Consider the following 24261-nt stretch of genomic DNA (forward strand, 5'->3'; position numbering starts at 1 on the left):
GGAGGACGGGAGGGAGGGAGCGCGAATCCAGACGAACGAACTTGCGCACCGGCCTTCCGGACCGACGGGCGTCATTTTGCTGACTGGGGGCCAACGTGCCCTGAATTGTGTACGGCGCAGTACAGGAACTTTTCCGGAACTGTTCAGTTGCGATCACGGGTGACTGACGGCGGGCCCGGAAGAATCGGCGGAATGAGCCCTGTGCTCGCCCGACCCGTCTGCCCGTGGAGCCCGCCATGCGCCGTATCTGCTGCCCCGTGATCCTCGCCCTCGGTCTAGCTGCCTGTGGCGGCGGCGACACCGAATCCGCCGTGGACACCCCCGGAGCGGACGAATCGCCGAAGACGCGGGTGCTCGAAGCCGGTGCCGCGGTGCTGCAGGACAAGCCTCCGATCGATGCGATCAATGCCTACCTCGACGGCTTCCACTTCTACAACGGGCGGATGGAGGCGCAGATGGAGGCGCACCACTACTGCTCGCACCTCAACGAGGACGTCATCCAGTGCGTGATCTACGACGGCAACGTCGGCGACGCCAAGCTGATGGGGGTGGAGTACATCGTCAGCGAGCGGCTGTTCGCGGCGCTGCCCGAGAGCGAGAAGCCGCTGTGGCACAGCCATTCGTACGAAGTGAAGTCGGGCACGCTGGTCGCGCCCGGCATTCCGGAAATTGCCGAGGACGAGCTGATGGAGAAGCTCGTCGGCACGTACGGCAAGACCTGGCACACCTGGCATACCGACCTCGACAAGGAACTGCCGTACGGCGTGCCGCAGCTGATGATGGGCTTTACCGCCGATGGCCAGTCCGACCCGGCGATGGTGGCCGCGCGCGACGAGCGCCTCGGGGTGGACGGTCACGCCAAGCGCGAGCGCCGCGCCGATATCGTCGTGCCGCCGGTGCTGCCGGGTGCGAATGCGTGGGAGCAGGGCAACGTGATCCAGCTCGACGATCCCACCGGGCACGAGCACGGTCGCAGCGGTGCGACGCCACCGGCGGGGACCGATCCCGCGGAGCGCAATGCGAGTTCGCAGACCGGAGGTGAGACGACCGCACCCGCGGAGTGAGAGGTCCGACCGGAGCAGTCAGGCCATCACTCGGGTGGCGTTCGCCGCTTGCGCGGGGCTGATGGATGCGGCCGCCAACGCGGCACGTGCGGATGACCCGGCACGTGCCAGCGCCAGTGGAAATCGATGGCCTGGCTGATGCCGATGCGCGGCCCGACCGCAGGCGTTGCGGGCGGCGGGGTGCCATCGTCGACGATGGCGATGCCGCGGTCGGGCGCGACGAGGTCGGCGCCGTCGAAGTCGCCGGTGATGCCCATCGCCTGCGAGAGCTTGCCCGGGCCGTTGGCGAGATCGCGGTCGCGGCGCGCGCCCGGCCGTGCGGCGCGGATCAGGTCGAGCCCCTGCAGCGGTTCGATCGCCCGTAGCAGCACGCCGGCGCCCTCGCCGACATCGCCGCACACCGCGTTGCTGCCCCAGTGCATGCCGTAGGTGAAGTAGACATACAGGTGGCCGGGCTCTCCGAACATCGTGGCATTGCGCCGGGTCGGGCCGCGGTGCGAATGCGCGGCGGGATCCTCGCTGCCGGCATAGGCCTCGACCTCGACGATGCGGCCGGCGCGGCCGTCATCGCGAACAAGGATCCTGTTGAGCAGCTGCGGCGCCACTTCCGTTGGATGGCGGCGGTAGAAGTCGCGGGGCAGCAGCGTCCAGTGCGCGGGCAATGGAAAGGGCATGCGCATCCTGTGTGGGTGGGGTGTGCAGCCTGCACGGATGCGGGTGGCTGCGGGGTCAACGGCCATCGGCACCCACGTAGGGGCGCCTGAGCCGGAGGGCGTTCGGGGCTCCGGGATGATGAAAGACGGATACGCAGGGGCGCCTGCCGGGTATTCCGCCGAGTCGGCGCCCGATATCGCCTTGGTCGGCGAAACACCCGGCAGGCGCCTGAGGACGGCATCGCGATCTGGACGGAAAGCAGCGCGAGAGGAGATGTCGGAGCCCCCACGACCAAGTACGGAGAACTTCTCCCAGTCGTGCCGGGACGCGCCCATCGTCCGGCGTGCCGCACCGTGGCTGCGATGATGATGTTCCCGCACAGCTGCACTGTCCTGCCATGCCCGATCTCGAACTGCGCCCGGTCCTACATCTGCTGCTGCACGTGCTGGTGCCGCTGGCGGTCGCGCGCATCGTGTGGCCGGAGCATTGGCGGCGCGCCGCGATCTGGATGCTGGCGGGCTGGCTGATCGATATCGACCACCTGCTCGCGGACCCCGTCTATGCCCCGGGGCGTTGCAGCATCGGCTTCCATCCGCTGCACACCTGGCCCGCGGTGGGCGTGTATGCCGCGCTGATGGTGCCGAAACGTACGCGCTGGTTCGGCACCGGGCTGGTCATCCACATCGTGCTCGACGCGATCGACTGCGTGCTGATGTAGCGGCGCTACACCGAACCCGCGAACCCGTGCTGTCGCCAGGCCTCGAACACCACCACCGCCACCGCATTCGACAGGTTGAGGCTGCGGTTGTCCGGGCGCATCGGCAGGCGCAGGCGGCGGTCGGCCGGGATTCCGGTAAGCACGTCGTCGGGCAGACCCCGGGTTTCCGGGCCGAACAGGAAGGCATCGCCCGCCTCGAAGCGCACCTGGTCGTGGCGCGTGCTGTTGCGGGTCGACAGTGCGAACAGCCGCGGCGGCGCGAGTGCCACCAGCGCCGCTTCCAGCGAGTCGTGCACGTTCAGCGTCGCGTACTCGTGGTAGTCGAGACCGGCGCGCCTGAGCTGGCGGTCGTCGAGGTCGAAGCCCAGCGGGCGGATCAGGTGCAGGCGCGCGCCGGTGTTGGCGCACAGGCGGATCACGTTGCCGGTGTTGGGCGGGATCTCGGGCTGGTAGAGCAGGACGTCGAACATGCGCGTGGTCACCGGCGGGGGCGCAAGTGTCGCACCCGCTGCCGCGCCGCGGTCACCAGGGGATCGGCTCGCCCTGCCAGTCGAAGAAGCTGCCGGAGTCGGCCATCGACAGGTCGTCGACCCGCGCCAGCAGCCCGGCCACCGCATCCTCGGGCGCCACCTCGGCCTGTTCGCCGCCCATGTCGGTGCGCACCCAGCCGGGGCTGACCGCCACCACCACGATGTCGCGCACCGACAGTGCCTGTGCCAGCAGCACCGTCGCCATGTTCAGCGCGGCCTTGCTGATCGCATAGCTGGGGGTACCGAAGCGCGTGGTCAGGCCGATCGCACCGATGCGCGAGGACATGTTGACCACCCGCGCACCATCGGCGAGCTGCGGTGCCAGTGCCTGCGTCAGCAGGTAGGGCCCGGCGGTGTTGGTGCGGAAGCTGTGTTCGAGGTTGTCGAGGTCGAGCGCGCCGAAGCGCTCGCCCGAATGCAGCACGCCGGCATTGTTGATCAGCAGGTCGATGTGCGCGTCTTCCAGGACCAGCGGCAGCTCGCGCAGCAGTTCCGCGTGAGCGCGTGGTTGGGTGATGTCGAGCGGCAGCACGTGCAGGTGGCCGGGATATTCGCCGGCCAGGGTGTTGAGCGCGGTGGCCCTGCCGGGCTCGCGTGCGGTGGCGACGACGCGGTCGCCGCGGGCCAGCAACTGGCGGGTGAACTCCAGGCCGATGCCGCGGTTGGCACCGGTGACGAGGACGTGGCGGGACGGTTGGCTGTTCATGCCGAGAGTGTGCCTGCCGGCGGCGCCAAGGGCATGTGGGCAATGACCAGTGGCGGGTGCGATGCGGTGATCGTGGCGGCTACCATCGGCGTCCATCGACCGTCCGCCCGGACAAGGAGACCGCATGCGCCACGCCCGTACCGCTGCCGCCGCAGCACGCCCCCGTACCGCCATCCTCGCCTGCGCGCTGGGGCTCGCCCTCGGGATGGGCGCGCTGGTGCCGTCCGCGTTCGCACAGACCCCGCCGCCGGCGGTCGACATCGCCTACGAGCAGTTCACCCTGCCCAACGGCCTGCGCGTGGTGGTGCACACCGACCGCAAGGCGCCGATCGTGGCGGTGAACCTCTGGTACCACGTCGGCTCCAAGGACGAGCCGGCCGGGCGCACCGGCTTCGCGCACCTGTTCGAACACCTGATGTTCCAGAAGACCGAGCATCACGAGGGTGAGTTCTTCGCCCCGTTCGAACTGGTCGGCGCCACCGACATGAACGGCACCACCAACTCCGACCGCACCAACTACTTCCAGAACGTGCCCACCACCGCGCTCGACATGGCGCTGTGGATGGAATCCGACCGCATGGGCCACCTGCTCGGCGCGGTCGACCAGGCCGCGCTCGACGAGCAGCGCGGCGTGGTGCAGAACGAGAAGCGCCAGGGCCAGAACCAGCCCTATGGCCAGGTCTGGGAAGTGCTGGGCAAGTCGCTGTACCCGAAGGGACACCCGTACCACCACAGCGTGATCGGCTCGATGAACGACCTCGACGCCGCCACGCTCGAGGACGTGCAGCAGTGGTTCCGCGCCTGGTATGGCCCGAACAACGCGGTGCTGGTGCTGGCCGGCGACATCGACGTGGCCACCGCGAAGGAGAAGGTCGCGCGCTACTTCGGGCATATCCCGGCCGGGCCGACGATGGCGCAGCCGTCGGTCGATCCCGCGCGCCGCACCGCCACCACCCGCGACACCCTCGAGGACAAGGTGCCGCAGACGCGCATCTACCGGGTGTGGAACGTGGCCGAAACCGGCTCCGAGGATCTCGAGCGGCTGCAGGTGCTCGCCCATGTGCTCGGCGGTGCGCGCACCTCGCGGCTCGACCGCCGGCTGCTGCACACGGACCGCCTGGTCGACAGCATCAGCGCGATGGCCGGGGGCGGCCAGCTGGGTTCGCGTTTCATGATCATGGCCAACGTGCGCGACGGCGTTGAGCCCGCGCAGGTGGAGGCCGCGATCGACGAAGAACTCAAGCGGTTGATCGCCGAAGGTCCCGATGCCGGCGAGGTGGAACGCGCGAAGACCGCGGTGCGCGCCGGCTTCATCCGCGGCATCGAGCGCATCGGCGGCTTCGGCGGCAAGGCCGACGCGCTGGCCGAATGCACGGTGTACGAGCAGGACCCGGGCTGCTTCCGGCGTTCGCTCGAGACGATCGCCGCGACCACCGCGGAGCAGGTCGCCGCGGTGGGCGGCACCTGGCTGGCCGCGGGCGACCACGTGCTCACCGTGGTCCCGGGCGAGCGCCAGGAGATTCCCGAGGAGCCCGCGGTGACGCCGGCGCCGTTCGAGCTGCCACCGGTCGACTCGAAGTACACGCATACGCAGCCGCAGGTCGATCGCAGCCAGGGCGTGCCGGTGCCGGAGAGCTTCCCGGAACTCGCGTTCCCGGCGCTGGAGCGCGCGCAGCTCTCCAACGGCACGCAGGTCATCCTCGCCCGCCGCAGCGACATTCCGGTGGTGCAGATGAGCTACGAGTTCCCCGGTGGCTACGCCGCCGACCAGGGCCGCAGGCTCGGCACCTCCGGTTTCACCATGGGCATGCTCGACGAGGGCGCCGGCGAGCTGCGCGCGCTGGAGTTCGCCGAGCGTGCCGAGGCGCTCGGCGCGGTGCTGTCGTCGGGCGCGAGCCTGGATGGCGGCAACGCCTACCTGTCGGCGCTCAAGGAGAACCTCGATCCGTCGCTTGCGCTGTATGCGCAGATGATCCGCGCGCCGCGCTTCGACCCGTCCGAGATCGACCGCGTCAAGGCGACCTGGATCGCCGGCATCCGCCAGGAGAAGGCGCGCCCCAATGGCGCCGCGCTGCGGGTGCTGCCGCCGCTGCTGTATGGCGAAGGGCATCCGTATGCGATCCCGCTCAGCGGCAGCGGCACCGAGCAGTCCGTGGCCGCGCTGACCCGCGACGACCTCGTCGCCTTCCATCGCGACTGGGTGCGCCCGGACAACGCCACCCTGGTGGTCGTCGGCGACACCACGCTGGACGAGATCGTCCCGGCGCTGGAGCGCCACTTCGGCGACTGGCGCGCCGCCGGTCCGGCCCCGGAGCTGCCGTCGGTGGATGCGGTCGCACGCCCGGCCAGCCCGCGGGTGTTCCTGATCGACCAGCCGGGTGCGGTGCAGGCCAACATCTTCGTCGGCCAGCTGGTGCCATCCAGCCGTGATGACGGCGCCACCCGCTTCGGCATCGCCAACTCGGTGCTCGGCGGCACCTTCACCTCGCGGCTCAACATGAACCTGCGCGAGGACAAGCACTGGTCGTACGGCGCGTTCACCACGACTGTCGGTGCGGTCGGGCCGCGGCCGTGGATCGCGCTGGCACCGGTGCAGATCGACCGCACCGCCGATGCGCTGGCCGAGATGCGCCGCGAGATCACCGAATACGCCAGCGGCCAGACCCCGGCCACGGCTGACGAAGTGGCCAAGATCCAGGCCACCGAGATCCGCGGCCTGCCGGGTTCATACGAGACCGCCAGCAGCGTGCTGTCCGAGATCTCGGCCATGGTGCGCTACGGCCGTGCGGACGATTACGTCGAGCAGCGGCGTGCCGAGATCGAGGCGCTGACCCCTGACCAGGTCCACGAGGCGGCCGCCACGATCGACCCGCAGCGGCTGACCTGGGTGATCGTCGGCGACCTGTCCAAGATCGAGGCCCCGGTGCGCGCGCTGGAACTGGGCGAGGTGTCGGTGGTCGACGCCGACGGCAACCCGGTGGCGGGCAGGTAACCACGACCGGCAAACCGCACCCTTCTCCCGCGAGCGGGCAAACCACACCCTTCTCCCGCGAGCGGGAGAAGGTGGCCCGAAGGGCCGGATGAGGGCAGGCAGGGCATCCGCGCCACGGCGGATCGCCATCGGCAGCGGTCAGCGCCGCCGGGCAACGCACCCCCGCCCGCCGCCAATGGCAGAATCCCCGCTCTTCACGCCTTCCGGAGTCATCCCATGCGCGCACCTCTCCTTGCGGTCCTGTTCCTCGCCACGACCGGCTGCACCTGGGTGCACATGGCGCCCGGTGCCAGCGCGGTGCGGGTCGCGCCCACCGCGCCCTCCGGCTGCGAGAAGCGCGGCGAGGTGGAGGTGTCGGTGAAGCACAACGTGGCCTTCATCGAACGCAACCAGCTGCGCGTGCGCGAGGAGCTGGAAACCCTGGCCCGCAACGAGGCCCCCGGGATGGGCGCCGACACCGTGCATCCGCTGGCCCCGCCGACTGCCGGCAGCCAGCGCTTCGCCGCCTGGCGCTGCGGCGGCTGAGCCGCGCACCCCGCGATTCAGTTTGACCGCCCATTCAAAATGCGCGGGGAACCGGAAGCCGGTACCCTATGTCACCTTTTTTGCCGCGGTGCCCACGTCCATGCTGTTCCAACACGTCGCCATTGCCGGTCTGGCCCACATCGACGCCCCGCGGCGGCTGACGTCGGACGAAATCAACGCGCGCCTCAAGCCCACGCTCGACCGCCTCAACATCAAGACCGACGTCCTGCAGGACATCGCCGGCATCCACGCCCGGCGGCTGTGGGACGACGACGTCCAGGCCTCCGATGCGGCCACGCTCGCCGCGGTCAAGGCGCTGGCCGATGCCGGCATCGACCCGGCCAAGGTCGGCCTGCTGGTCAACACCTCGGTCAGCCGTGACTACCTCGAGCCGTCCACCGCGTCGATCGTCAGCGGCAACCTCGGCATGTCCGACACCTGCCAGAACTTCGACCTCGCCAACGCCTGCCTGGCCTTCCTCAACGGCATGGACGTGGCCAGCCGCATGATCGAGCGCGGCGAGATCGACTACGCGCTGGTCGTCGACGGCGAGACCGCCAACCTCGCCTACGAGAAGACCATCGAGCGCCTGCTGCGCCCGGAGGCCACCGAGGAGGACTTCCGCAACGAGCTCGCCACGCTGACGCTGGGCTGCGGTGCCGCGGCGATGGTGCTGGCACGCGCCGAGCTCGCCCCCGGCGCGCCGCGCTACAAGGGCGGCGTGACCCGCGCGGCCACCGAGTGGAACACCCTGTGCCGCGGCAACCTCGACCGCATGGTCACCGACACCCGGATGCTGCTGATCGAGGGCATCAAGCTGGCGCAGAAGACCTTCATCGCCGCCAAGGCCAAGCTCGGCTGGGCGGTCGAGGAGCTCGACGAGTTCGTGATCCACCAGGTCAGCAAGGCGCACACCGCCGCCTTCATCAAGGCCTTCAACATCGATCCCAAGAAGGTCATGACCATCTTCGGCGAGCACGGCAACATCGGCCCGGCCTCGGTGCCGATCGTGCTGTCGAAGCTGCGCGAGGACGGCCGCCTGAAGAAGGGCGACCGGGTGGCGCTGCTGGGCATCGGCTCCGGCCTGAACTGCTCGATGGCCGAGGTGGTCTGGTAATACCGGCCACACCTTCGTCGTGATCCGGGGCCGGCCTGTCCGGCCCCTGTCATGTCCGCCCGCGGCGGCCTGACCGGCCCCGCGCGCCGCCACGCGCGACGCATCGGTTCGCGGGCGCGGCACGCGCCACGCGCGCCTTGCACACCCACCCACATCGACCGGTGCCACCGCGCCGCGCTGGTGCAGATCCCATGGAATTCGGCCTCGACGTCCTCGCCCTGCTGGCCCTGGCCGCATTCGTCGCCGGCACCATCGACGCGATGGCCGGCGGTGGCGGGCTGATCACCATCCCCGCGCTGATGGCGGCCGGGGTGCCGCCGGTGCAGGCGCTGGCCACCAACAAGCTGCAGTCGAGCTTCGGCACCAGTGGCGCCGTCTACGCGTTCGCCCGCCGTGGCTGGATCGACTTCCGGCGCATCGCCTGGCCGGCGGGTGGCGCGTTCGCGGGCTCGGTGGGCGGCGCACTGGCGCTGCAGGCGGTGGATCCCTCGTTCCTCGCCGGGCTGGTGCCGCTGCTGCTCATCACCATGGCCGGCTACTTCCTGTTCGGGCCGAAGCCCAGCGAGACCGATACCCGAGCGCGGCTCGGCGAGGGCGCGCTGGTGGCGACGATGACCGGGCTGGGGTTCTACGACGGCTTCTTCGGCCCCGGCGCCGGCTCGTTCATGGCCACCGCGCTGGTGGCGCTGTTCGGCATGGGCCTGGTGTCCGCCACCGCGCATACCAAGTGCCTCAACCTCGCCAGCAACGTCGCGGCGCTGATCACCTTCGTCATCGGCGGCCAGGTGCTGTGGCTGCTGGGCCTGGTGATGGCGGTGGCCAGCCTCGCCGGCGGCCAGCTCGGCGCCCACCTCGCGCTGAAGGTCGGCAGCCGCGCGATCCGCCCGCTGCTGGTGGTGATGTCGCTGGCGCTGACGGTGAAGCTGCTCGCGGACCCGGACAATCCGCTGGTGGAGTGGGTAAAGCGTGTCTTCGGCTGAGGCACCGCATGGGACGTGCCTAAAAAACGTCAGAATTTGTACACGTCGCCTGCGATGTGTATAAGAATCCGGGTTTCCTGTCCACGAGGACTCCGGCATGCCCCTGCCTCCCCTGTCCGATCTGGACCCGCATCGGTTTGAAACCGTGCCGATCTTCCGGCTACTGGTTGAAGCCAACCGCAGGCTGGCCGAACTCAAGGGCGTCGCCGCCGGCATTCCCAACCAGAACATCCTCATCAATACCTTGACCCTGCAGGAAGCACGGGACAGCTCGGCCATCGAGAACATCGTCACCACGCAGGACGATCTCTACCGCGATGAGGAAGCCAGCGATGCCGTCGGCACGGCCGTCAAGGAAGTCCTGCGCTATCGCCAGGCGCTGCGCGCCGGCCACGAACGCGTGAAGGCGACCGGCCTGCTCACGCTCAATACCATTCTCGACATCCAGGAACAGCTCGAGTGCAACCGCGCCGGCCTGCGCAAGCTGCCCGGCACGGCGTTGCGCGACGGTGCCGGGCAGCTGGTCTACGAACCGCCGCAGGATGCCAACGACGTGCGCCGGTTGATGGGTGGCCTGGAGCGCTTCATGCACGACGAGCCGTCGTTCGCGGCCGATCCGTTGGTGAAGATGGCGCTGGTCCACCACCAGTTCGAGAGCATCCACCCCTTCTACGACGGCAACGGGCGCACCGGGCGCATCGTCAACGTGCTGTATTTGGTCAAGGAGGGGCTGCTCGATATTCCCGTGCTCTACCTCAGCCGGCACATCGTACGCACCAAGCCGGACTACTACCGGCTGCTGCAGGCGGTGCGCGACGACGATGCATGGGAAGACTGGGTGCTCTACATGCTTGAGGCTGTCTCCGTCACCGCGGCCGAGACCATCGACACCGTGCAGGCGATCAAGGTGCTGTTGCAGGACACCAAGCAGCACCTTCGCAGCGAGTACCGGTTCTACAGCCAGGACCTGCTCAACAACCTGTTCAACCACCCCTATACCCGCGTCGAGTTCCTGCAGCGCGAGCTCGGTATCGCGCGCGCCACGGCCACCAAGTACCTGGATCAGCTGGCGCGGGACAGCGTGCTCGACAAGATCCGCGTGGGGCGCAACAACTACTACGTGAACCGGCCATTGTTCGCCCTGCTCAGCCGCGAGGGTGCGCCGGAGGAGCGCGCGTGAGCCTGTCCGTCGACGCCGGGAGTGCGTACACATGCCGCTGGGTCTCGACGAAGTCCGCGACCGCGCCCAGCCGGTGTGGGGCAGGGCCCGACCTGTCGAGTTGTGGCATCACTACCTAATCAATTGCGTCGCGAGCAATCTCCCGAAGCAGATCCCGATGAAACCGCTCCGGATCCTGGATATGCGGCGAATGCCCGAGATCCTCGTACTCCACCAGTACCGCGCCCGGGATCGCGGCCGCGGCCCGGCGCCCCAACGTCCGATAGTCGCCCAGCCTGGCCTGGGCCTCGGCCGGCGCTGCCGCCTTCCCCAGCGCCGTCCGGTCATGCACGCCAATGAACAGCGTCGTCGGCACCCGTAGCAGCGGCAGTTCGTAAACCACCGGCTGCCACATCAACATGTCGAACGTCAGCGCCTGGTGCCACGCCACCAGTTCGCGGCCCGGGCCTGCATACATGCCGGCCTGCATCCGCGCCCAGCGCTCGAACTCCGGGCGCCATTCGCCCGCGTAGTACACCCTGGTCTGGTAGTCGCGGATGCTGTCGTAGGTGGTGCGCAGTTCCGATGCGTAGACCGCTTCCACCGGCTGGTAGGGCACGCCCTTGGCCTTCCAGTCCTCCAGGCCGATGGGGCCCACGAGGGCCAGGTGCTCCACGGCGTCGGGATACATCAGCGCGTAGCGCATCGCCAGCATGCCGCCCATGGAATGCCCGACCACCACGCTGTGCTCGATGCCAAGCGAGGCCAGCAGGCCGCGTGTGTTGTGGGCCAGGCCGGCGAGCGCGTACTGGTAGCCGTCGGGCTTGCTGGACTTGCAGAAGCCCACCTGGTCGGGCGCGATCACGCGGTAGCCGGCCTGCGCAAGCGCGGCGATGGTCTGCTCCCAGGTGGCGGCGCAGAAGTTCTTGCCGTGCAGCAACAGCGCGGTGCGGCCGTTGGCCTCGCCGGTGGGCGCCACGTCCAGGTAGATCATCTCCACCTGCCGGCGCTGCGATTCGAACGCATGCGTGTGGACCGGGTGCGGGTACTCGAAGCCTTCGAGCCGCGGGCCGTAGGCGGCGCGGTTGTCCGCGGACGCAATGCCGGTGATGCCCGGGAGGCCCGCGAACAGGAGTGCTGCTGTGGTCAACCGGATCCCGCTGCGCATGCCTGCTCCTGGTCGGCTCAGCCCGCGTGCTTTTCGCGATGGTTGCCGGCGTGGTGCATCAGCCGGTCGGTCCAGGCGATGCCGATGGCCGACAGGATGAAGATGGCATGGATGATCGCCTGCCACATGATGCCGTCGGCGGTGTAGGTGGTGCAGGTGCGCACGTTGGCGGCGCCGCCCATCTCCATCCACAGTTTCGCCGCCTGCAGTGCGTCGACGGTGCCGCAGGTCGGCAGGCCGCCGGCCATCCCGGCCTCGATGAAGGTCTTGAGCAGGTGGATCGAGCTGATGCCGATGATCGCCATCGCCAGCTTGACCTTGAGCACGCTGGCGTTGACGTGGGACAGCCACTCCGGCTGGTCGGGATGGCCTTCCAGCCGCAGCCGCGACACGAAGGTTTCGTAGCCGCCGACGATCACCATCACCAGCAGGTTGGAGATCATCACCACGTCGATCAGGCCGAGCACGATCAGCATGATCGCCTGCTCGCCGAGGCTGGCCGCACCGTGGATCAGGTGCCACAGCTCCTTGACGAACAGCACGACATACACGCCCTGCGCGGCGATGAGGCCGAGGTAGAGCGGAAGCTGCAGCCAGCGGGAACTGAAGATCAGCCCGGCGAGCAGGCCGGGCGGGGTGGTGGTGGCGGGGGAGGACATGCAGGCGCCGCAGGACAGGGCGGCGCAATGTAACGACCGCGCCGGCATCCTGCCAAGCGCCGCGTGTGTGGCTGCCGTCAGTGCTCGATGGCCTCGCTGCCGATCAGCGTCTGCAGTTCGGATTCCAGCACCGAGATGCGCGCCGCCAGCCGCGCCGCCTCGTCCGGGCCCACGTGCACCAGACCGTCGAGCAGCTCGGACAGGCGCAGCAGGCGCTCGCGCTGGTCACGCACCGCCACCCGCGTGCGCCGCGCGCGCAGGTCGCTGACCTGCACGTGCAGGTCGCTGCGCCGGTAGCGCTCGCGCAGCAGCATGCTCAGGCGGTCGGCGGTGCGCTGGTCGGCATCGCTCCACGGCACGCTGCGCCCGCGCACCACCTCGTGCCAGGCGGAGAAGGAACGGCGTGGGCCGAGGCGGTTGCCGCTCGCGTCGAGCTGCATCGGCTCGCCAGGCGGCCCCGCCCAGCGGACCTCCTCCACCTCCTCGCAGCGGAAGAAGAACAGCCAGTCGCCGGTGGCCGGATCCAGCGGCAGCGCCAGCACGCCGGCAAGGCCGTCACCGTCGACGTCGCCTTCCCAGTCGCTGGCATTCGCGGTGGCGATGATGTTCGGTGCCGAGCGGTGCTCGGCCCAGCGCACCAGGCGTGGCTTCGCGTCCGCGCCCGGCGTACGCCCGGCGGTGTGCCACTGCCCGCGCTGGAACAGCGCCACGCCGTCGCTGGCCACGGCACGCAGCAGCAGGTCGAGGTTGTCGGGCAGCGCCAGGCGCGGGTCGGGCGCGGCGGCCAGGCGCAGGGAGAGGGTGTCGCGCACCTGGCGTGCGTCGTCTTCCTGCGCCACCGCGCGCTGCTGGTCGCGCGCGGCGATGCGCATCGACACGAACAGGCCGAACAGGTCGGCCGAGGCGCGCACGCCCGGCGACAGCCGCCGCGGCGTGCGGTGGTGGCAGGCGATCAGGCCCCACAGGCGGCCGCCGGCGACGATCGAGATCGAGGCCGATGCCGCCACGCCCATGTTGCGCAGGTATTCCATGTGCACCGGCGACACGCTGCGCAGCGCGTGCTGGCCGAGATTGAGCGGATCGCCATTGGCGTGGCGGTCGGGGATCACCGGCACCGGCACGTAGGACACGTCCGGGATCACCCGCACGCGGTTTCGCAGGTACAGCGCACGCGCCTGCGCCGGAATGTCGGAACCCGGATAGCGCAGGCCGAGGTAGGAGGGCATGCCCGGATCGCGCGCCTCGGCCACCACCTCGCCGGCATCGTCGTGGCGGAAGCGGTAGATCATCACCCGGTCGTAGCCGGTCAGCAGGCGCACCTGTTCGGCGACCTGCTGGTTGAAGCCGTCGGCATCGTCGTGGCCGGCCAGGCGCGAGATCATCGCCTGCGCGGCCATCGTCGGCGAACGTTCGCCCGAGGCGTTCTGCGGCTGCACCTCGATCTCCAGGTGCACCAGGCCATCGGCCACGTGCACGCCGATATCGCACAGCTGCGCCATCGGCCCGATATTGCCGATCGCGGCGCGCTGCGGCGGTGCGCCGGCTTCGGTGAAGCCGATGGTCTCGGCGATCGGTTCGATCAGGTCGCTGGTGAAGAACTCGCGCAGCGACTGCCGCAGCATGTCTTCCGGCGGGTAGCCGGTGACCTCCTCGATGTTTGCCGACACGTGGCGGATGGTCCAGTCGGGCAGCGCGCAGCTGATCATGTAGCCATGCGGCTGGATCGCGCCGGACTGGTGGATCGGTTCGCGTGCGCACGCGGCGAGCGCGCGGTCGAGGGGCTTGGTCATGGCACATCGTCCAGAAGGAGCGCACGGCGCAGGCCGGCTTCGGCGGCGGCGAACGCATCGTGCGCGCCCTCGACGAGCAGCGCTTCGCGTGCAGGTGGGAGTGCCGCTTGCGCGAGCTGTTGCAGCACCGCCGGCCATTCGCCGTCGATGGCATGGCGGTCGAGGAAGCGGGCGCCGCGCTGGGCGGTGAATCCCAGGCGCTGCGCATCGCGCCGCAGCAGGCGCGCGCCCATGCTGCTTCCTGCTATCACGTAGCGCCAGCCAAGGCGTTCTTCGGCACCGGTCGCGCGCTGCAGCCTGCCGCACGGCGGCAATGGGGGCAGTTCCAGTGCAACCAGGTCCGCGGACAGCCACAGCGAGCGCAGCGGAGGCTCGTCGAGGACCGCTTCGGCATCGCTGATGAAGCGGTGCATGCCGCGCAGGTAGGCGTGGTAGGTGGCGACGTCGGCCAGGCCGCCCGCAAGCAGCCCGTCGAGCTGCCGGTGGGCGGACAGCGTTGCTTCTCGCAGCCGATCGCGCAGATCGGCGACGGGTTTCAGGGCGGTCAGAGGCATCGGTCGAGGATACAGATCGGGCCGGCAGCAGTATTCACTTTCGTGGCACCCGCGTGAACGAGTCAGCTTCAGCCGGGCGTGGCTGCGGCGTCCCTGCCCGCCGTGGGTGCCGGTGCTGTCGATGGCAGGGCGCGCCGGGTGCCCGCGATAGAATGGGCGCGCCGCCGGATTCCGGCATTCCAGGCGTTGTGCGTGCAATTTCCCGATTACCCGTTCCAGGGCCGGCGGATCGAGGTCCGGCCGGGCGTGCTCCAGAAGGGCGTGCTCCAGCACGTGCTCGACGAGGGCCCGCGCGATGGCGAGGTCGTGCTGATGCTGCACGGCAACCCGTCGTGGAGTTACTACTGGCGCCACCTGGTGCTCGGGCTGCGCGACCGCTACCGCTGCGTCGTGCCCGACCACGTCGGCATGGGCCTGTCGGACAAGCCCGACGATGCGCGCTACGCGTACACGCTGCAGTCGCGCATCGACGATCTCGACACCGTGCTCGACCGCCTCGGCATCGACGGGCCGGTGACGCTGGCGGTGCACGACTGGGGCGGCATGATCGGCTTCGGCTGGGCGCTGCGCGATCCCTCGCGCGTGCGCCGGCTGGTGATCCTCAACACGGCGTCATTCCCGCTGCCGGCGGCGAAGAAGATGCCGTGGCAGATCGCCTTCGGCCGCGACCTGAAACTCGGCGAGCTGGTGATCCGCGGCTTCAACGCGTTCTCCGCCGGTGCGTCGTGGATCGGGGTCGAACGGCGGATGCCGGCGGCGGTGCGCCGCGCCTATGTCGCGCCGTACGACAGCTGGGCCAACCGCATCTCCACCGTGCGCTTCATGCAGGACATCCCGCTGGGCCCGGAGGATGCCGCCTGGCCGCTGCTCGAAGCGGCCGGCCGTGCGCTGCCGGGGTATGCCGACCGCCCGGCCTTTATCGGCTGGGGACTCAAGGATTTCGTGTTCGACCATCATTTCCTCGACGGCTTCCGCCGCGCGCTGCCGCAGGCCGAAGTGCAGGCCTTCGACGACGCCGGGCACTACGTGCTCGAGGACCGCCACGAGGTGCTGGTGCCGCGCATCCGCGCCTTCCTGGACGCGCATCCGCTGCAGGCGGGGTAGGCGAATCGGCCGCGGGCTCGGCCGTGAGCCAGGAGTCTGGAATTCGAAGCCCGGAGCTCAGGCCCGGAGCCCAGAGCCCAGAGCCCAGAGTCAGAGCCAAAGCCTGAAGCCGAGCCCGGGGTGGCCCACCGCGGCCACAGGGGGATGCCCAGCCGGATGGCTCCGCGTCCTGCTACCACATCCGTCGCCGGCCATCCCTGGCCGGCTCTGGGCATCCCCCTGCGTCCGCGGCGGGCCCCGAGCTGGTGTCGTGTCTGGGAGAAGGTCAACCGCAAGAGCGTCAGGCCGCCGTAGCAATCGACGACGTCGGCTACAGCGGGTTCTCCCTGTCGGACTGATCGACGCACGAGCGTGGTCGGCTCCGTTGAGGTCTCCACGACCACTGAAGCGGGGAGGGGCCGGAACAGACAACCAGTAGCTTTGGAACCCCTTCTCCCGCCTGCGGGGTGAAGAGGCGCGTTTGCGAGCCACCGGCTCGCGCGGCGATGAACGCCCGAGCGGCGACGCGAGGGGCTGGGGCGCGGAGCGGGGGCAGGGGTGAGGGCCAATGCCACGTAGGAAAGCCCTCATCCGCCCCTTCGGGGCACCCCGCTCGGCGCCGGGCGTTCGGATGTGCGCGAGCAGTGGCTCGAGAGCCGCACACCCTCACCCCGCGAGCAGGACAAGGGTGGTCACAGCGACCTGGTCGGCCACCGCGCCTGCCCTTCCTGCCGAAGCCGGCGAACGTCCGGGCCCGTCGCGTGCGCCGGGGGGTGTGCTCCCAGCCGGCCATGGATGGCCGGCGGCCGGCCGTGGTAGCTGGACGCGGACTCCGGCCGGGGGAGCACACCCCCCGGTGCGCGTGACGGGCAGCGCGACCGCGAACGAAGCCCCATCGCCGGCGAAGCACGCGCGACGGGCTGCGCGCCCCGGAACGGAAGCAACTACCGGTGCGCGCGACGGGCAGCGCGAACGCGAATGAAGCCCCGTCGCCGGCGCGACCCGCGCAACACGGGCAACGCGACTCGGAACGAAGCAAGTACCGGCCGCGCGACGGGCAATGCCTCCCCCGGCGCGACCTCACGCCGCCAGCGGCGGTGCCGGGGTGGGCGGGTCGCGGTCGTGGTCGCCGTCGTCCGGCCAGCCCTCGTTGGCGGCCTCGCGCCAGGCCCAGTCGCCCGGCTGCAGCGGCGCCAGGCCGTGGGCGGTGCGGGCGCGGTCGCACTGCGGGCTCGGCCGGCCGTGTTCCCAGGCCGCCTCCACCTCGCGGCACACCGACGGCCGCGACGGATAGATCGTGCAGCCGGCGCGCACCCCGATCTCGGCATCCAGCGCGGTGCAGCGCGAAGGCAGCGAACGCGTGCCGCGCATCACCAGCCGGTGCGGATCCAGCGGTTCGGTGAGCGCGGCCGGCACCGGCCCGCCCAGCGCGGGGTCGGCTTCCGACCAGTGGAACGCGACGCGGAAGGTGGCGCAGCAGGCGCCGCAACTCAGGCACGGATGGGTCATGCGTGCGGCCGCGAAAGGAGGGGGACGGGCGCGCGATTCTCCGCCGCCGCCGCTGCGTCGGCAATCACCGGCGATTGTTCCATCGATCGGGTCAATGACGTCACGCATGACGTCATTGACGTCATCGTTCATATCGCGGACCTCATCGATGAGGTCGGCGATATCACGCATGAGGTCCGCGACGTCATCCGCGAGGTCCGCGATATCAACGATGAGGTCGCGGACGTCAACGATGAGGTTGGGTACGTCAACGATGAGGTCGCGCACGTCAACGATGAGGTCCGCGATATGACGCGTGAGGTCGCGGACGTGATGCATGGGGTCGACGACGTCATGGATCAGGTCGCCGATCTCACCGGTGACGTCGGCGACCCATCCGCCATGTCCGCGACCCTGTACGCGGCGCCGGTGACCCCGCCGGCGGCGCCCGATGCACGTCGGGGCGGGTGGCGGGCGCCTGTATCCTTGCCCGCATGAGCGTAGAACCCGATTTCCCGCGCGCCGCCGTGCCGGCCGCGGGCGCCTGCAACATCGCCGCGGTGCTGCCGGAACTGGCCGCCGCCTCCGCCGAGCGCGTCGCCATGCACTGCCCCGGCCGCACCGGGGCCTACGACGTGCACCTGACCTACCGCGAGCTCGATGCGCGCAGCGACGCCATCGCCGCGGGGCTGGCCAGCCACGGCATCGTGCGCGGCACCCGCACCGTGGTGATGGTGCGGCCGACGCCGGAGTTCTTCCTCTTGATGTTCGCGCTGTTCAAGGCCGGCGCGGTGCCGGTGCTGGTCGATCCCGGCATCGACAGGCGCGCGCTGAAGCAATGCCTGGACGAGGCGCAGCCGGACGCCTTCGTCGGCATTCCGCTGGCGCACATCGCGCGGGTGGTGCTGGGCTGGGCGCGTTCGGCGCGGGTGCGCATCACCACCGGCACGCGGCGGCTGTTCGCCGATGCCACGCTCACCGAAGTCGAGCGCGCCGGCGCCGGTGCCGGGCCGCAGCTGGCGGCCACCGATCCCGACGATATCGCCGCGATCCTGTTCACCAGCGGCTCCACCGGCGTGCCCAAGGGCGTGGTCTATCGCCACCGGCATTTCGTCGCCCAGGCGCGGATGCTGCGCGATGCCTTCGGCATCGCACCCGGCGGCGTCGACCTGCCGACCTTCCCACCGTTCGCGCTGTTCGATCCGGCGCTGGGGCTGACCTCGATCATCCCCGACATGGATCCCACGCGGCCAGCGTCCGCCGACCCGCTGAAGCTGCACCGCGCGATCGAGCGCTTCGGCGTCGACCAGCTGTTCGGCTCGCCGGCGTTGATGCGGGTGCTGGCCGAACATGGCCGCCCGCTGCCGACGCTCCGCCGGGTGACCTCGGCCGGGGCGCCGGTGCCGGGCGACGTGGTCGCGCGCATGCGCGAGCTGCTGCCCGACGATGCCAACTTCTGGACCCCGTACGGCGCCACCGAATGCCTGCCGGTGGCGGTGATCGAGGGCCGCGAGCTGATCGCGCTGCGTGCGCGCACGGAGGCCGGCGCCGGCACCTGCGTCGGCCGCGCGGTGGCGCCCAACGAGATCCGCATCATCCGCATCCGCGACGACGCGATCGCGGACTGGTCGCAGGCCGAGGAACTGCCGGCCGGCGAGGTCGGCGAGATCACCGTCGCCGGGCCCACCGTCACCGACAGCTACTGGAACCGCGACGCGCAGACCCGGCTGGCGAAGATCGCCGAAACCGTGGCCGACGGCAGCACCCGCATCGTCCATCGCATGGGCGACCTCGGCTGGTTCGACGACGAGGGCCGGCTGTGGTTCTGCGGCCGCAAGTCGCACCGGGTGGAAACGACCGCGGGGCCGCTGTACACCGAGCAGGTCGAGCCGGTGTTCAACACCCATCCGCAGGTGGCGCGCTCCGCGCTGGTCGGCGTCGGCGACGCCGGGGCGCAGCTGCCGGTCGTGTGCGTGGAGCTGCGCGGCAGCGCCGATGCCGCCGCGCGCAACCGTATCGCCGCCGAACTGCGTGCGATCGGCCAGCGCCATGCGCATACGCAGGCGATCGCGCTGTTCCTGTTCCATCCCGGGTTCCCGGTCGACATCCGCCACAACGCCAAGATCGGCCGCGAGAAGCTGGCGGCCTGGGCCACGCAGCGGCTGCAGCGGCGTGCGGGAGCACAACGATGAAGGTGTTGGTGACCGGCGGCGGTGGCTTCCTCGGCCAGGTGCTGTGCCGCGGGCTGGTGGCGCAGGGGCATGCGGTGGCGAGCTTCAATCGCGGCCATTACCCGGCGCTGGATGCGATCGGCGTGGAGCAGCGACGCGGCGACCTCGCCGATGCGGCGGCGGTGCGCGATGCATTCGCCGGTGCCGATGCCGTGTTCCACAACGCCGCGAAAGCCGGCGCCTGGGGCAGCCATGACAGCTACTACCAGGCCAACGTGGTCGGCACCCGCAACGTGCTCGATGCCTGCCGCGCGCACGGCATCGCGCGGCTGATCTACACCTCCACGCCCAGCGTCACCCACCGCGCCACGCATCCGGTCGAGGGCGGCACCGCCGACACCGTGCCCTATGGTGAGGACCTCAAGGCGCCGTACGCGGCCACCAAGCGCATCGCCGAGGAGGAGGTGCTGGCGGCCAACGATGCGACGCTTGCCACCATCGCGCTGCGCCCGCGGCTGATCTGGGGGCCGGGCGACAACCAGCTGCTGCCGCGGCTGGTGGAGCGCGCCCACGCCGGCCGCCTGCGCTTCGTCGGCGACGGGCGCAACCGCATCGACACCACGTTTATCGACAACGCCGCGCAGGCGCACCTCGATGCCTTCGCGCATCTACAGCCCGGTGCCGCCTGCGCCGGGCGTGCCTACTTCATCAGCAACGGCGAGCCGATGGCGGTGCGCGACATCGTCAACGCGCTGCTCGAAGCCGCCGGAGCGCCGCGGGTGGAGAAGACCATCCCGTTCCGCGTCGCCTATGCCGCCGGTGCCGCCTGCGAGGCGCTGTGGCCGCTGCTGCGCCGCAACGACGAACCGCCGATGACGCGCTTCCTCGCCGAGCAGCTGGCGACCACCCACTGGTACGACATGGCCCCGGCCACGCGCGATTTCGGCTACGTGCCGCGGGTGTCGATTCACGAGGGTCTCATCCGGCTGAAGGCGAGCTGGCAGCGCTGATACACCCATCACCCGATGATGACTGGGGGCTGGCCACGATGGGGGCCCACGCCACTTCCGGCACACAAGGGAGACCCCCGATGCTCAGCTATGCCGTCATCTTCTTCGTCATCGCCATCATCGCCGCCGTGCTGGGCTTCAGCGGTATTGCCGGGGCCGCGAGCAACATCGCCTGGATCCTGTTCGTCGTGTTCCTGGTGCTCGCCGTGATCTCGATGATCCGCGGCCGCAGGGTATAAAAAGCGCTGCAGATCGCGATTGCACGAAGCCCGCCGCAAGGCGGGCTTCGTCGTTGTGGGCGGGCGGATGCGGACGGCATCGCGACGTAGGGCACCGGCACATGGCGGCGACCGGCGCGCCGCTACAATGCCGCCATGGCCGCATCCCCGTTCCCCCGTGTCCTCGCCTGGAAGCCGCTTGCCGGCCGAGCGCTCGAACTGGCGCTCAACCAGCTGCTTGCGCTCGATCCCGACACCCGCGACGCGGTACGCCGCCTCGACGGGCGCCACGTGGTGGTGCGGCTGGCCGCCCCGGAACTTGCATTGCGGCTGGATGTCGACGGTGACCGCCTGCGGGTCGGCGCGGTCGAAGGCGATGCCGAGGCGGACCTCTCCGTGCGCGGCACGCTCGCTGGCCTGCTTGCGCAGCTGCCGCTGCTGCAGCGCTCCGGCGCGGCGGGCACCGGGCGCGTGCGCATCGAAGGCGATGCCGATCTCGCACGGCAGCTGCAGCAGCTCGCACGCGGCTTCGATCCCGACTGGCAGGCGCCGTTCGTGCGCGTGTTCGGCGAGGTCGCCGGCGTGCAGATCGCGGACCTGTTGGCCGGTGCGTTGCGGCGTGCCGATATCGCCGGGCGCAACCTGGCCGGCACCACCGCCGAGTTCCTGACCGAGGAATCGCGCGACCTGGTCGGCCGCAACGAGCTCGAGGCCTTCCTCGACGATGTCGATGCGCTGCGCGACGGCGTCGAGCGCGTCGATGCACGGGTGCGGCGCCTGCGCACGCTCGCGTCCGAACGGGGCATCACCATGCCCGGGGCTGGCCGATGAGTGCGACCCGGCGTGCCCTGCGCATCGGCCGCGTCCTCATCCGCTACCGCCTCGACGACCTGCTGGCCGACACCGCCGCGGAGCGCTGGCTGCGGCTGATGCGGCCGTTCGTGCCGCGTGCATCGCCCGAAGTGGCGGCGATGCCACCCGGCGTGCGGCTGCGCCTGGCGCTCGACGAACTCGGGCCGATCTTCGTCAAGTTCGGGCAGATCCTCTCCACCCGCCGCGACCTGATCCCGCCGCCGATCGCCGAAGAGCTGGCATTGCTGCAGGACAGCGTCGCGCCGTTCGACGGCGCGCAGGCGCAGGCACTGGTGGAAGCCGCCCTCGGCCAGCCGATCGACGTGGCGTTCGCGCGCTTCGACACGGTGCCACTGGCCTCGGCCTCGATCGCCCAGGTGCATGCCGCCACCCTGCATGGCGTGGGCGGTGCGCCCGGGCGCGAGGTGGTGGTCAAGGTGCTGCGGCCCGGCGTGGAAACGCGGATCGCTGCCGACATCGCGCTGCTGCGCCGCATCGCCGCGCTGGTCGAACGCACCCATCCGCGCGCCGACAAGATCCGCCCGCGCGAGGTGGTGGCCGAGATCGAAAGCACGCTGGCCGCCGAACTCGACCTGCAGCGCGAAGGCGCCAATGCCTCGGTGCTGCGGCGCAACTGGCTGGGCTCGGATGCGCTGTACGTGCCCGAGGTGGTGTGGTCGCACACGGCCGAACGCGTGCTGACGCTCGAACGTGTGCATGGCATTCCCAGCGATGACATCGCCGCGCTGGATGCCGCCGGCATCGACCGTCGCGCGCTCGCCGCCAGGGGCGTGCGCGTGTTCTACGAACAGGTGTTCCGCGACAACTTCTTCCACGCCGATGCGCACGCCGGCAACATCTGGGTCGATCCGGATCCGGCGCGCGCGCGCGATCCACGCTTCATCGCACTGGATTTCGGCATCGTCGGCCAGCTCTCGCGCGAGGACCAGTACTACCTCGCCGAGAACTTCATGGCGATCTTCAACCGTGATTACCGCCGCATCGCCGAACTGCACCTGGAGGCCGGCTGGATGCCGCCGCACCTGCGGCTGGACGAGCTCGAAGCCGCGGTGCGCGGGGTGTGCGAGCCGTACTTCACCCGGCCGCTGTCGGAGATCTCGCTGGCCGAGGTGCTGGGCAAGCTGTTCCGCACCGCGCAGCGCTTCCAGCTGACCCTGCAGCCGCAGCTGATCCTGCTGCAGAAGACCCTGCTGTCGATCGAGGGCCTGGGCCGGCTGCTGGATCCGAAGATCGACATCTGGGCCGAGGCGCGGCCGGTGCTCGAGCGCATCCTGCGCGAGCGCTACAGCCCGCGCCGGCTGGCGCGCGAGTTCCGCCGCCGGTTGCCGGAACTGGTGACCCATGCGCCCGACATGCCGGTGCTGGTGCACGCCTGGCTGCGCCAGCAGGTCGAGGGCCGCCACGAACTGCGCATGCGCTCGTCCGACCTCGCCGCGCTCAATGACAGCGTGCACGGGCTGCAGCGGCGCGTGGTCGGCGCGATCGTCGGCGTCGGCCTGCTGATCGCGGCGTCGGTGCTGTATGCGCTGGAAGCCGGCGGCGCGTCGCTTGCCGGCATCCCGCTCGCCGCCTGGGCGGCCGGCCTGGGCGGGCTGTGGGCCCTGCTCGCCGCCTGGCCGCGGCGCGGGCGTTGAGCGCGTACGACCAGGCTCCCGCCCGCGCGGACGCATGAGCGCACATATGGATCTCTCTCCCCCGAGCCCAGGGCGCATGGGCGTTTGCATGCACCCTTCTCCCGTCTGCGCGAGACAGATCGGCAGGATTGCCGATCTGGACGGCGAACGCCGCCCGGAGGGTGAGCGCCATGGATGGCGCGAATCCAGGTGGCGCGAAGCGCCGGATGAGGGTGCTCCCCGCCACGCCCGGACGCCGGTGCGCCGCCCCATGTCCGCGTCCGCATGACGGATTCCATCCCCGTCCTCCACGCGGACGACCTGCTCGCCGTGGTCGACAAGCCGGCCGGACTTGCCATGCACGACAGCAGGCTTGCCCGCGGCGAGCCGGAGTTCCTGGTCGATCGCCTGCGCGCGCAGTTCGACCGCCCGGTCTACCTCGCCCACCGCCTCGACCGCGCCACCAGCGGCTGCGTGCTGGTCGCGTTCGACCGCGAGGTGGCCGGGCTGCTCGGCGAGCAGCTGATGTCGCGCACGGTCGACAAGGAATACCTCGCGGTGTGCCGCGGCTGGCCGGCGGAGGTGGAGTTCACGGTCGACCACCCGCTCGACGGCGGCCCCGGCAAACCGTTGAAGAAACCGGCGACCACCTCGTTCGAACGCCTCGCCACCGTCGAGCTGCCGATGCCCACCGGGCAGTTCGACAGCGCCCGCTATGCGCTGCTGCGCGCGCGCCCGTTGACCGGCCGCTTCCGGCAGATCCGCCGGCACCTCAAGCACCTTTCGCACCACCTGATCGGTGATACCAGCCACGGCGACGGCCGCCACAACCGCAATTTCCGCATGCTCGGCATCCACCGCATGCTGCTGCACGCCTCGGCGCTGTCGTTCCGGCATCCGGGCGATGGCCGCGCGCTGCGGGTGGACTGTGCGCCGTCCGGGGAGTTCACCCGCGCGCTGGCGCTGTTCGAGCGCGCGCCGGCGGACCGCCCGCCCGCCACGCCATTGCCCTGAGCCTGGACCCGGCGCATTCCCGGAAGCGGCGATCCGTACGTCGGGCATCCGTGGATGCGGCAACGCCCTGTCGGGGCGAATGGCCCTCGCCGGGCAATTGCGGCGAGGGCGCCATGGGGCCGGGATGCCGCGCCGGCGAGCCGCCGACGCGTTGCACCGCCGGCCGGTCCTGCGC

General features: G+C 70.4%; 23 protein-coding genes. 15 read left to right on the plus strand and 8 right to left on the minus strand.

Annotated features, from left to right (window positions below; translation table 11 throughout):
• Positions 1 to 236: 236 nt before the first annotated feature.
• Positions 237 to 1064, plus strand: a complete 828-nt coding sequence (locus ERL55_RS00930; protein WP_129134753.1) for an OBAP family protein — start codon at positions 237 to 239, stop codon at positions 1062 to 1064.
• Positions 1065 to 1090: 26 nt separating this feature from the next.
• Here ERL55_RS00930 and ERL55_RS00935 read toward each other — a convergent pair whose 3' ends face one another.
• Positions 1091 to 1738 (minus strand): DNA-3-methyladenine glycosylase, encoded by a 648-nt coding sequence (locus ERL55_RS00935; protein WP_129134754.1) that lies wholly within the window; start codon positions 1736 to 1738, stop codon positions 1091 to 1093.
• A 377-nt stretch (positions 1739 to 2115) separates the two neighbouring features.
• On the opposite strand from ERL55_RS00935, the gene ERL55_RS00940 reads away from it, so the two are divergent.
• A complete protein-coding gene (locus ERL55_RS00940; RefSeq protein WP_129134755.1) occupies positions 2116 to 2436 on the plus strand; it encodes a DUF6122 family protein in 321 nt (106 codons plus the stop codon).
• Between the two features lie 5 nt (positions 2437 to 2441).
• Here ERL55_RS00940 and ERL55_RS00945 read toward each other — a convergent pair whose 3' ends face one another.
• Both ERL55_RS00945 and ERL55_RS00950 read right to left on the minus strand, forming a co-directional pair.
• On the minus strand, positions 2442 to 2906 hold the full coding sequence (locus ERL55_RS00945) for a tRNA (cytidine(34)-2'-O)-methyltransferase (RefSeq protein WP_129134756.1): 465 nt from the start codon (positions 2904 to 2906) through the stop codon (positions 2442 to 2444).
• Positions 2907 to 2958: 52 nt separating this feature from the next.
• Positions 2959 to 3672 (minus strand): SDR family oxidoreductase, encoded by a 714-nt coding sequence (locus ERL55_RS00950; RefSeq protein WP_129134757.1) that lies wholly within the window; start codon positions 3670 to 3672, stop codon positions 2959 to 2961.
• Between the two features lie 124 nt (positions 3673 to 3796).
• Here ERL55_RS00950 and ERL55_RS00955 point away from each other — a divergent pair, with 124 nt between their 5' ends.
• From ERL55_RS00955 to ERL55_RS00975, 5 genes are all read left to right on the plus strand, one after another.
• Positions 3797 to 6664 (plus strand): pitrilysin family protein, encoded by a 2868-nt coding sequence (locus tag ERL55_RS00955; protein ID WP_129134758.1) that lies wholly within the window; start codon positions 3797 to 3799, stop codon positions 6662 to 6664.
• 216 nt (positions 6665 to 6880) lie between these two features.
• Positions 6881 to 7189 (plus strand): DUF4156 domain-containing protein, encoded by a 309-nt coding sequence (locus ERL55_RS00960; RefSeq protein ID WP_129134759.1) that lies wholly within the window; start codon positions 6881 to 6883, stop codon positions 7187 to 7189.
• Positions 7190 to 7289: 100 nt separating this feature from the next.
• On the plus strand, positions 7290 to 8306 hold the full coding sequence (locus tag ERL55_RS00965) for a 3-oxoacyl-ACP synthase III (protein ID WP_129134760.1): 1017 nt from the start codon (positions 7290 to 7292) through the stop codon (positions 8304 to 8306).
• Positions 8307 to 8497: 191 nt separating this feature from the next.
• Entirely contained in the window at positions 8498 to 9286 is a 789-nt protein-coding gene (locus ERL55_RS00970; protein WP_129134761.1) for a TSUP family transporter, read from the plus strand.
• 97 nt (positions 9287 to 9383) lie between these two features.
• On the plus strand, positions 9384 to 10466 hold the full coding sequence (locus ERL55_RS00975) for a Fic family protein (RefSeq protein ID WP_129134762.1): 1083 nt from the start codon (positions 9384 to 9386) through the stop codon (positions 10464 to 10466).
• A gap of 115 nt (positions 10467 to 10581) precedes the next feature.
• On the opposite strand, the gene ERL55_RS00980 is transcribed toward ERL55_RS00975, so the two are convergent.
• From ERL55_RS00980 to ERL55_RS14810, 4 genes are all read right to left on the minus strand, one after another.
• Positions 10582 to 11601, minus strand: a complete 1020-nt coding sequence (locus ERL55_RS00980; protein ID WP_241685869.1) for an alpha/beta hydrolase — start codon at positions 11599 to 11601, stop codon at positions 10582 to 10584.
• Between the two features lie 29 nt (positions 11602 to 11630).
• Positions 11631 to 12272: a TIGR00645 family protein gene (locus tag ERL55_RS00985; protein WP_129134764.1), complete on the minus strand. Its 642-nt coding sequence runs from the start codon at positions 12270 to 12272 to the stop codon at positions 11631 to 11633.
• 77 nt (positions 12273 to 12349) lie between these two features.
• Positions 12350 to 14062, minus strand: coding sequence for a GAF domain-containing protein (locus tag ERL55_RS00990; RefSeq protein WP_164972082.1), 1713 nt, complete (start codon positions 14060 to 14062; stop codon positions 12350 to 12352).
• Entirely contained in the window at positions 14059 to 14616 is a 558-nt protein-coding gene (locus tag ERL55_RS14810) for a biliverdin-producing heme oxygenase (RefSeq protein ID WP_164972083.1), read from the minus strand. Before ERL55_RS14810 ends, ERL55_RS00990 begins: the two co-directional genes overlap by 4 nt.
• 192 nt (positions 14617 to 14808) lie before the next feature.
• On the opposite strand from ERL55_RS14810, the gene ERL55_RS00995 reads away from it, so the two are divergent.
• Positions 14809 to 15720 carry an alpha/beta fold hydrolase gene (locus ERL55_RS00995; RefSeq protein ID WP_129134766.1) on the plus strand — a complete coding sequence of 304 codons (912 nt, stop codon included), beginning with the start codon at positions 14809 to 14811 and terminating at the stop codon, positions 15718 to 15720.
• 1059 nt (positions 15721 to 16779) lie between these two features.
• On the opposite strand, the gene ERL55_RS01000 is transcribed toward ERL55_RS00995, so the two are convergent.
• Positions 16780 to 17208 carry a YkgJ family cysteine cluster protein gene (locus tag ERL55_RS01000; RefSeq protein WP_129134767.1) on the minus strand — a complete coding sequence of 143 codons (429 nt, stop codon included), beginning with the start codon at positions 17206 to 17208 and terminating at the stop codon, positions 16780 to 16782.
• Here ERL55_RS01000 and ERL55_RS01005 point away from each other — a divergent pair.
• From ERL55_RS01005 to ERL55_RS01035, 7 genes are all read left to right on the plus strand, one after another.
• On the plus strand, positions 17200 to 17685 hold the full coding sequence (locus ERL55_RS01005; protein WP_129134768.1) for a methyl-accepting chemotaxis protein: 486 nt from the start codon (positions 17200 to 17202) through the stop codon (positions 17683 to 17685). The genes ERL55_RS01000 and ERL55_RS01005 overlap by 9 nt on opposite strands.
• The gene (oleC, locus tag ERL55_RS01010; RefSeq protein WP_129134769.1) at positions 17682 to 19379 is read left to right on the plus strand and encodes an olefin beta-lactone synthetase; all 1698 of its coding nucleotides are present in this window, start codon (positions 17682 to 17684) and stop codon (positions 19377 to 19379) included. Before ERL55_RS01005 ends, oleC begins: the two co-directional genes overlap by 4 nt.
• Positions 19376 to 20368, plus strand: coding sequence for a 2-alkyl-3-oxoalkanoate reductase (gene oleD, locus ERL55_RS01015; RefSeq protein WP_129134770.1), 993 nt, complete (start codon positions 19376 to 19378; stop codon positions 20366 to 20368). Before oleC ends, oleD begins: the two co-directional genes overlap by 4 nt.
• Before the next feature lie 80 nt (positions 20369 to 20448).
• Positions 20449 to 20607 (plus strand): DUF1328 domain-containing protein, encoded by a 159-nt coding sequence (locus tag ERL55_RS01020; protein ID WP_100323834.1) that lies wholly within the window; start codon positions 20449 to 20451, stop codon positions 20605 to 20607.
• Positions 20608 to 20742: 135 nt separating this feature from the next.
• Positions 20743 to 21417, plus strand: coding sequence for an SCP2 sterol-binding domain-containing protein (locus tag ERL55_RS01025; protein ID WP_129134771.1), 675 nt, complete (start codon positions 20743 to 20745; stop codon positions 21415 to 21417).
• Positions 21414 to 23093, plus strand: a complete 1680-nt coding sequence (gene ubiB / locus ERL55_RS01030; protein ID WP_129134772.1) for a ubiquinone biosynthesis regulatory protein kinase UbiB — start codon at positions 21414 to 21416, stop codon at positions 23091 to 23093. The genes ERL55_RS01025 and ubiB overlap by 4 nt, the downstream gene beginning before the upstream one ends.
• Positions 23094 to 23357: 264 nt before the next feature.
• Positions 23358 to 24086, plus strand: coding sequence for a pseudouridine synthase (locus tag ERL55_RS01035; protein WP_129134773.1), 729 nt, complete (start codon positions 23358 to 23360; stop codon positions 24084 to 24086).
• Positions 24087 to 24261: the final 175 nt, after the last annotated feature.

The organism is Luteimonas sp. YGD11-2 (assembly GCF_004118975.1).
In the GTDB taxonomy this organism is placed as follows: domain Bacteria; phylum Pseudomonadota; class Gammaproteobacteria; order Xanthomonadales; family Xanthomonadaceae; genus Luteimonas; species Luteimonas muca.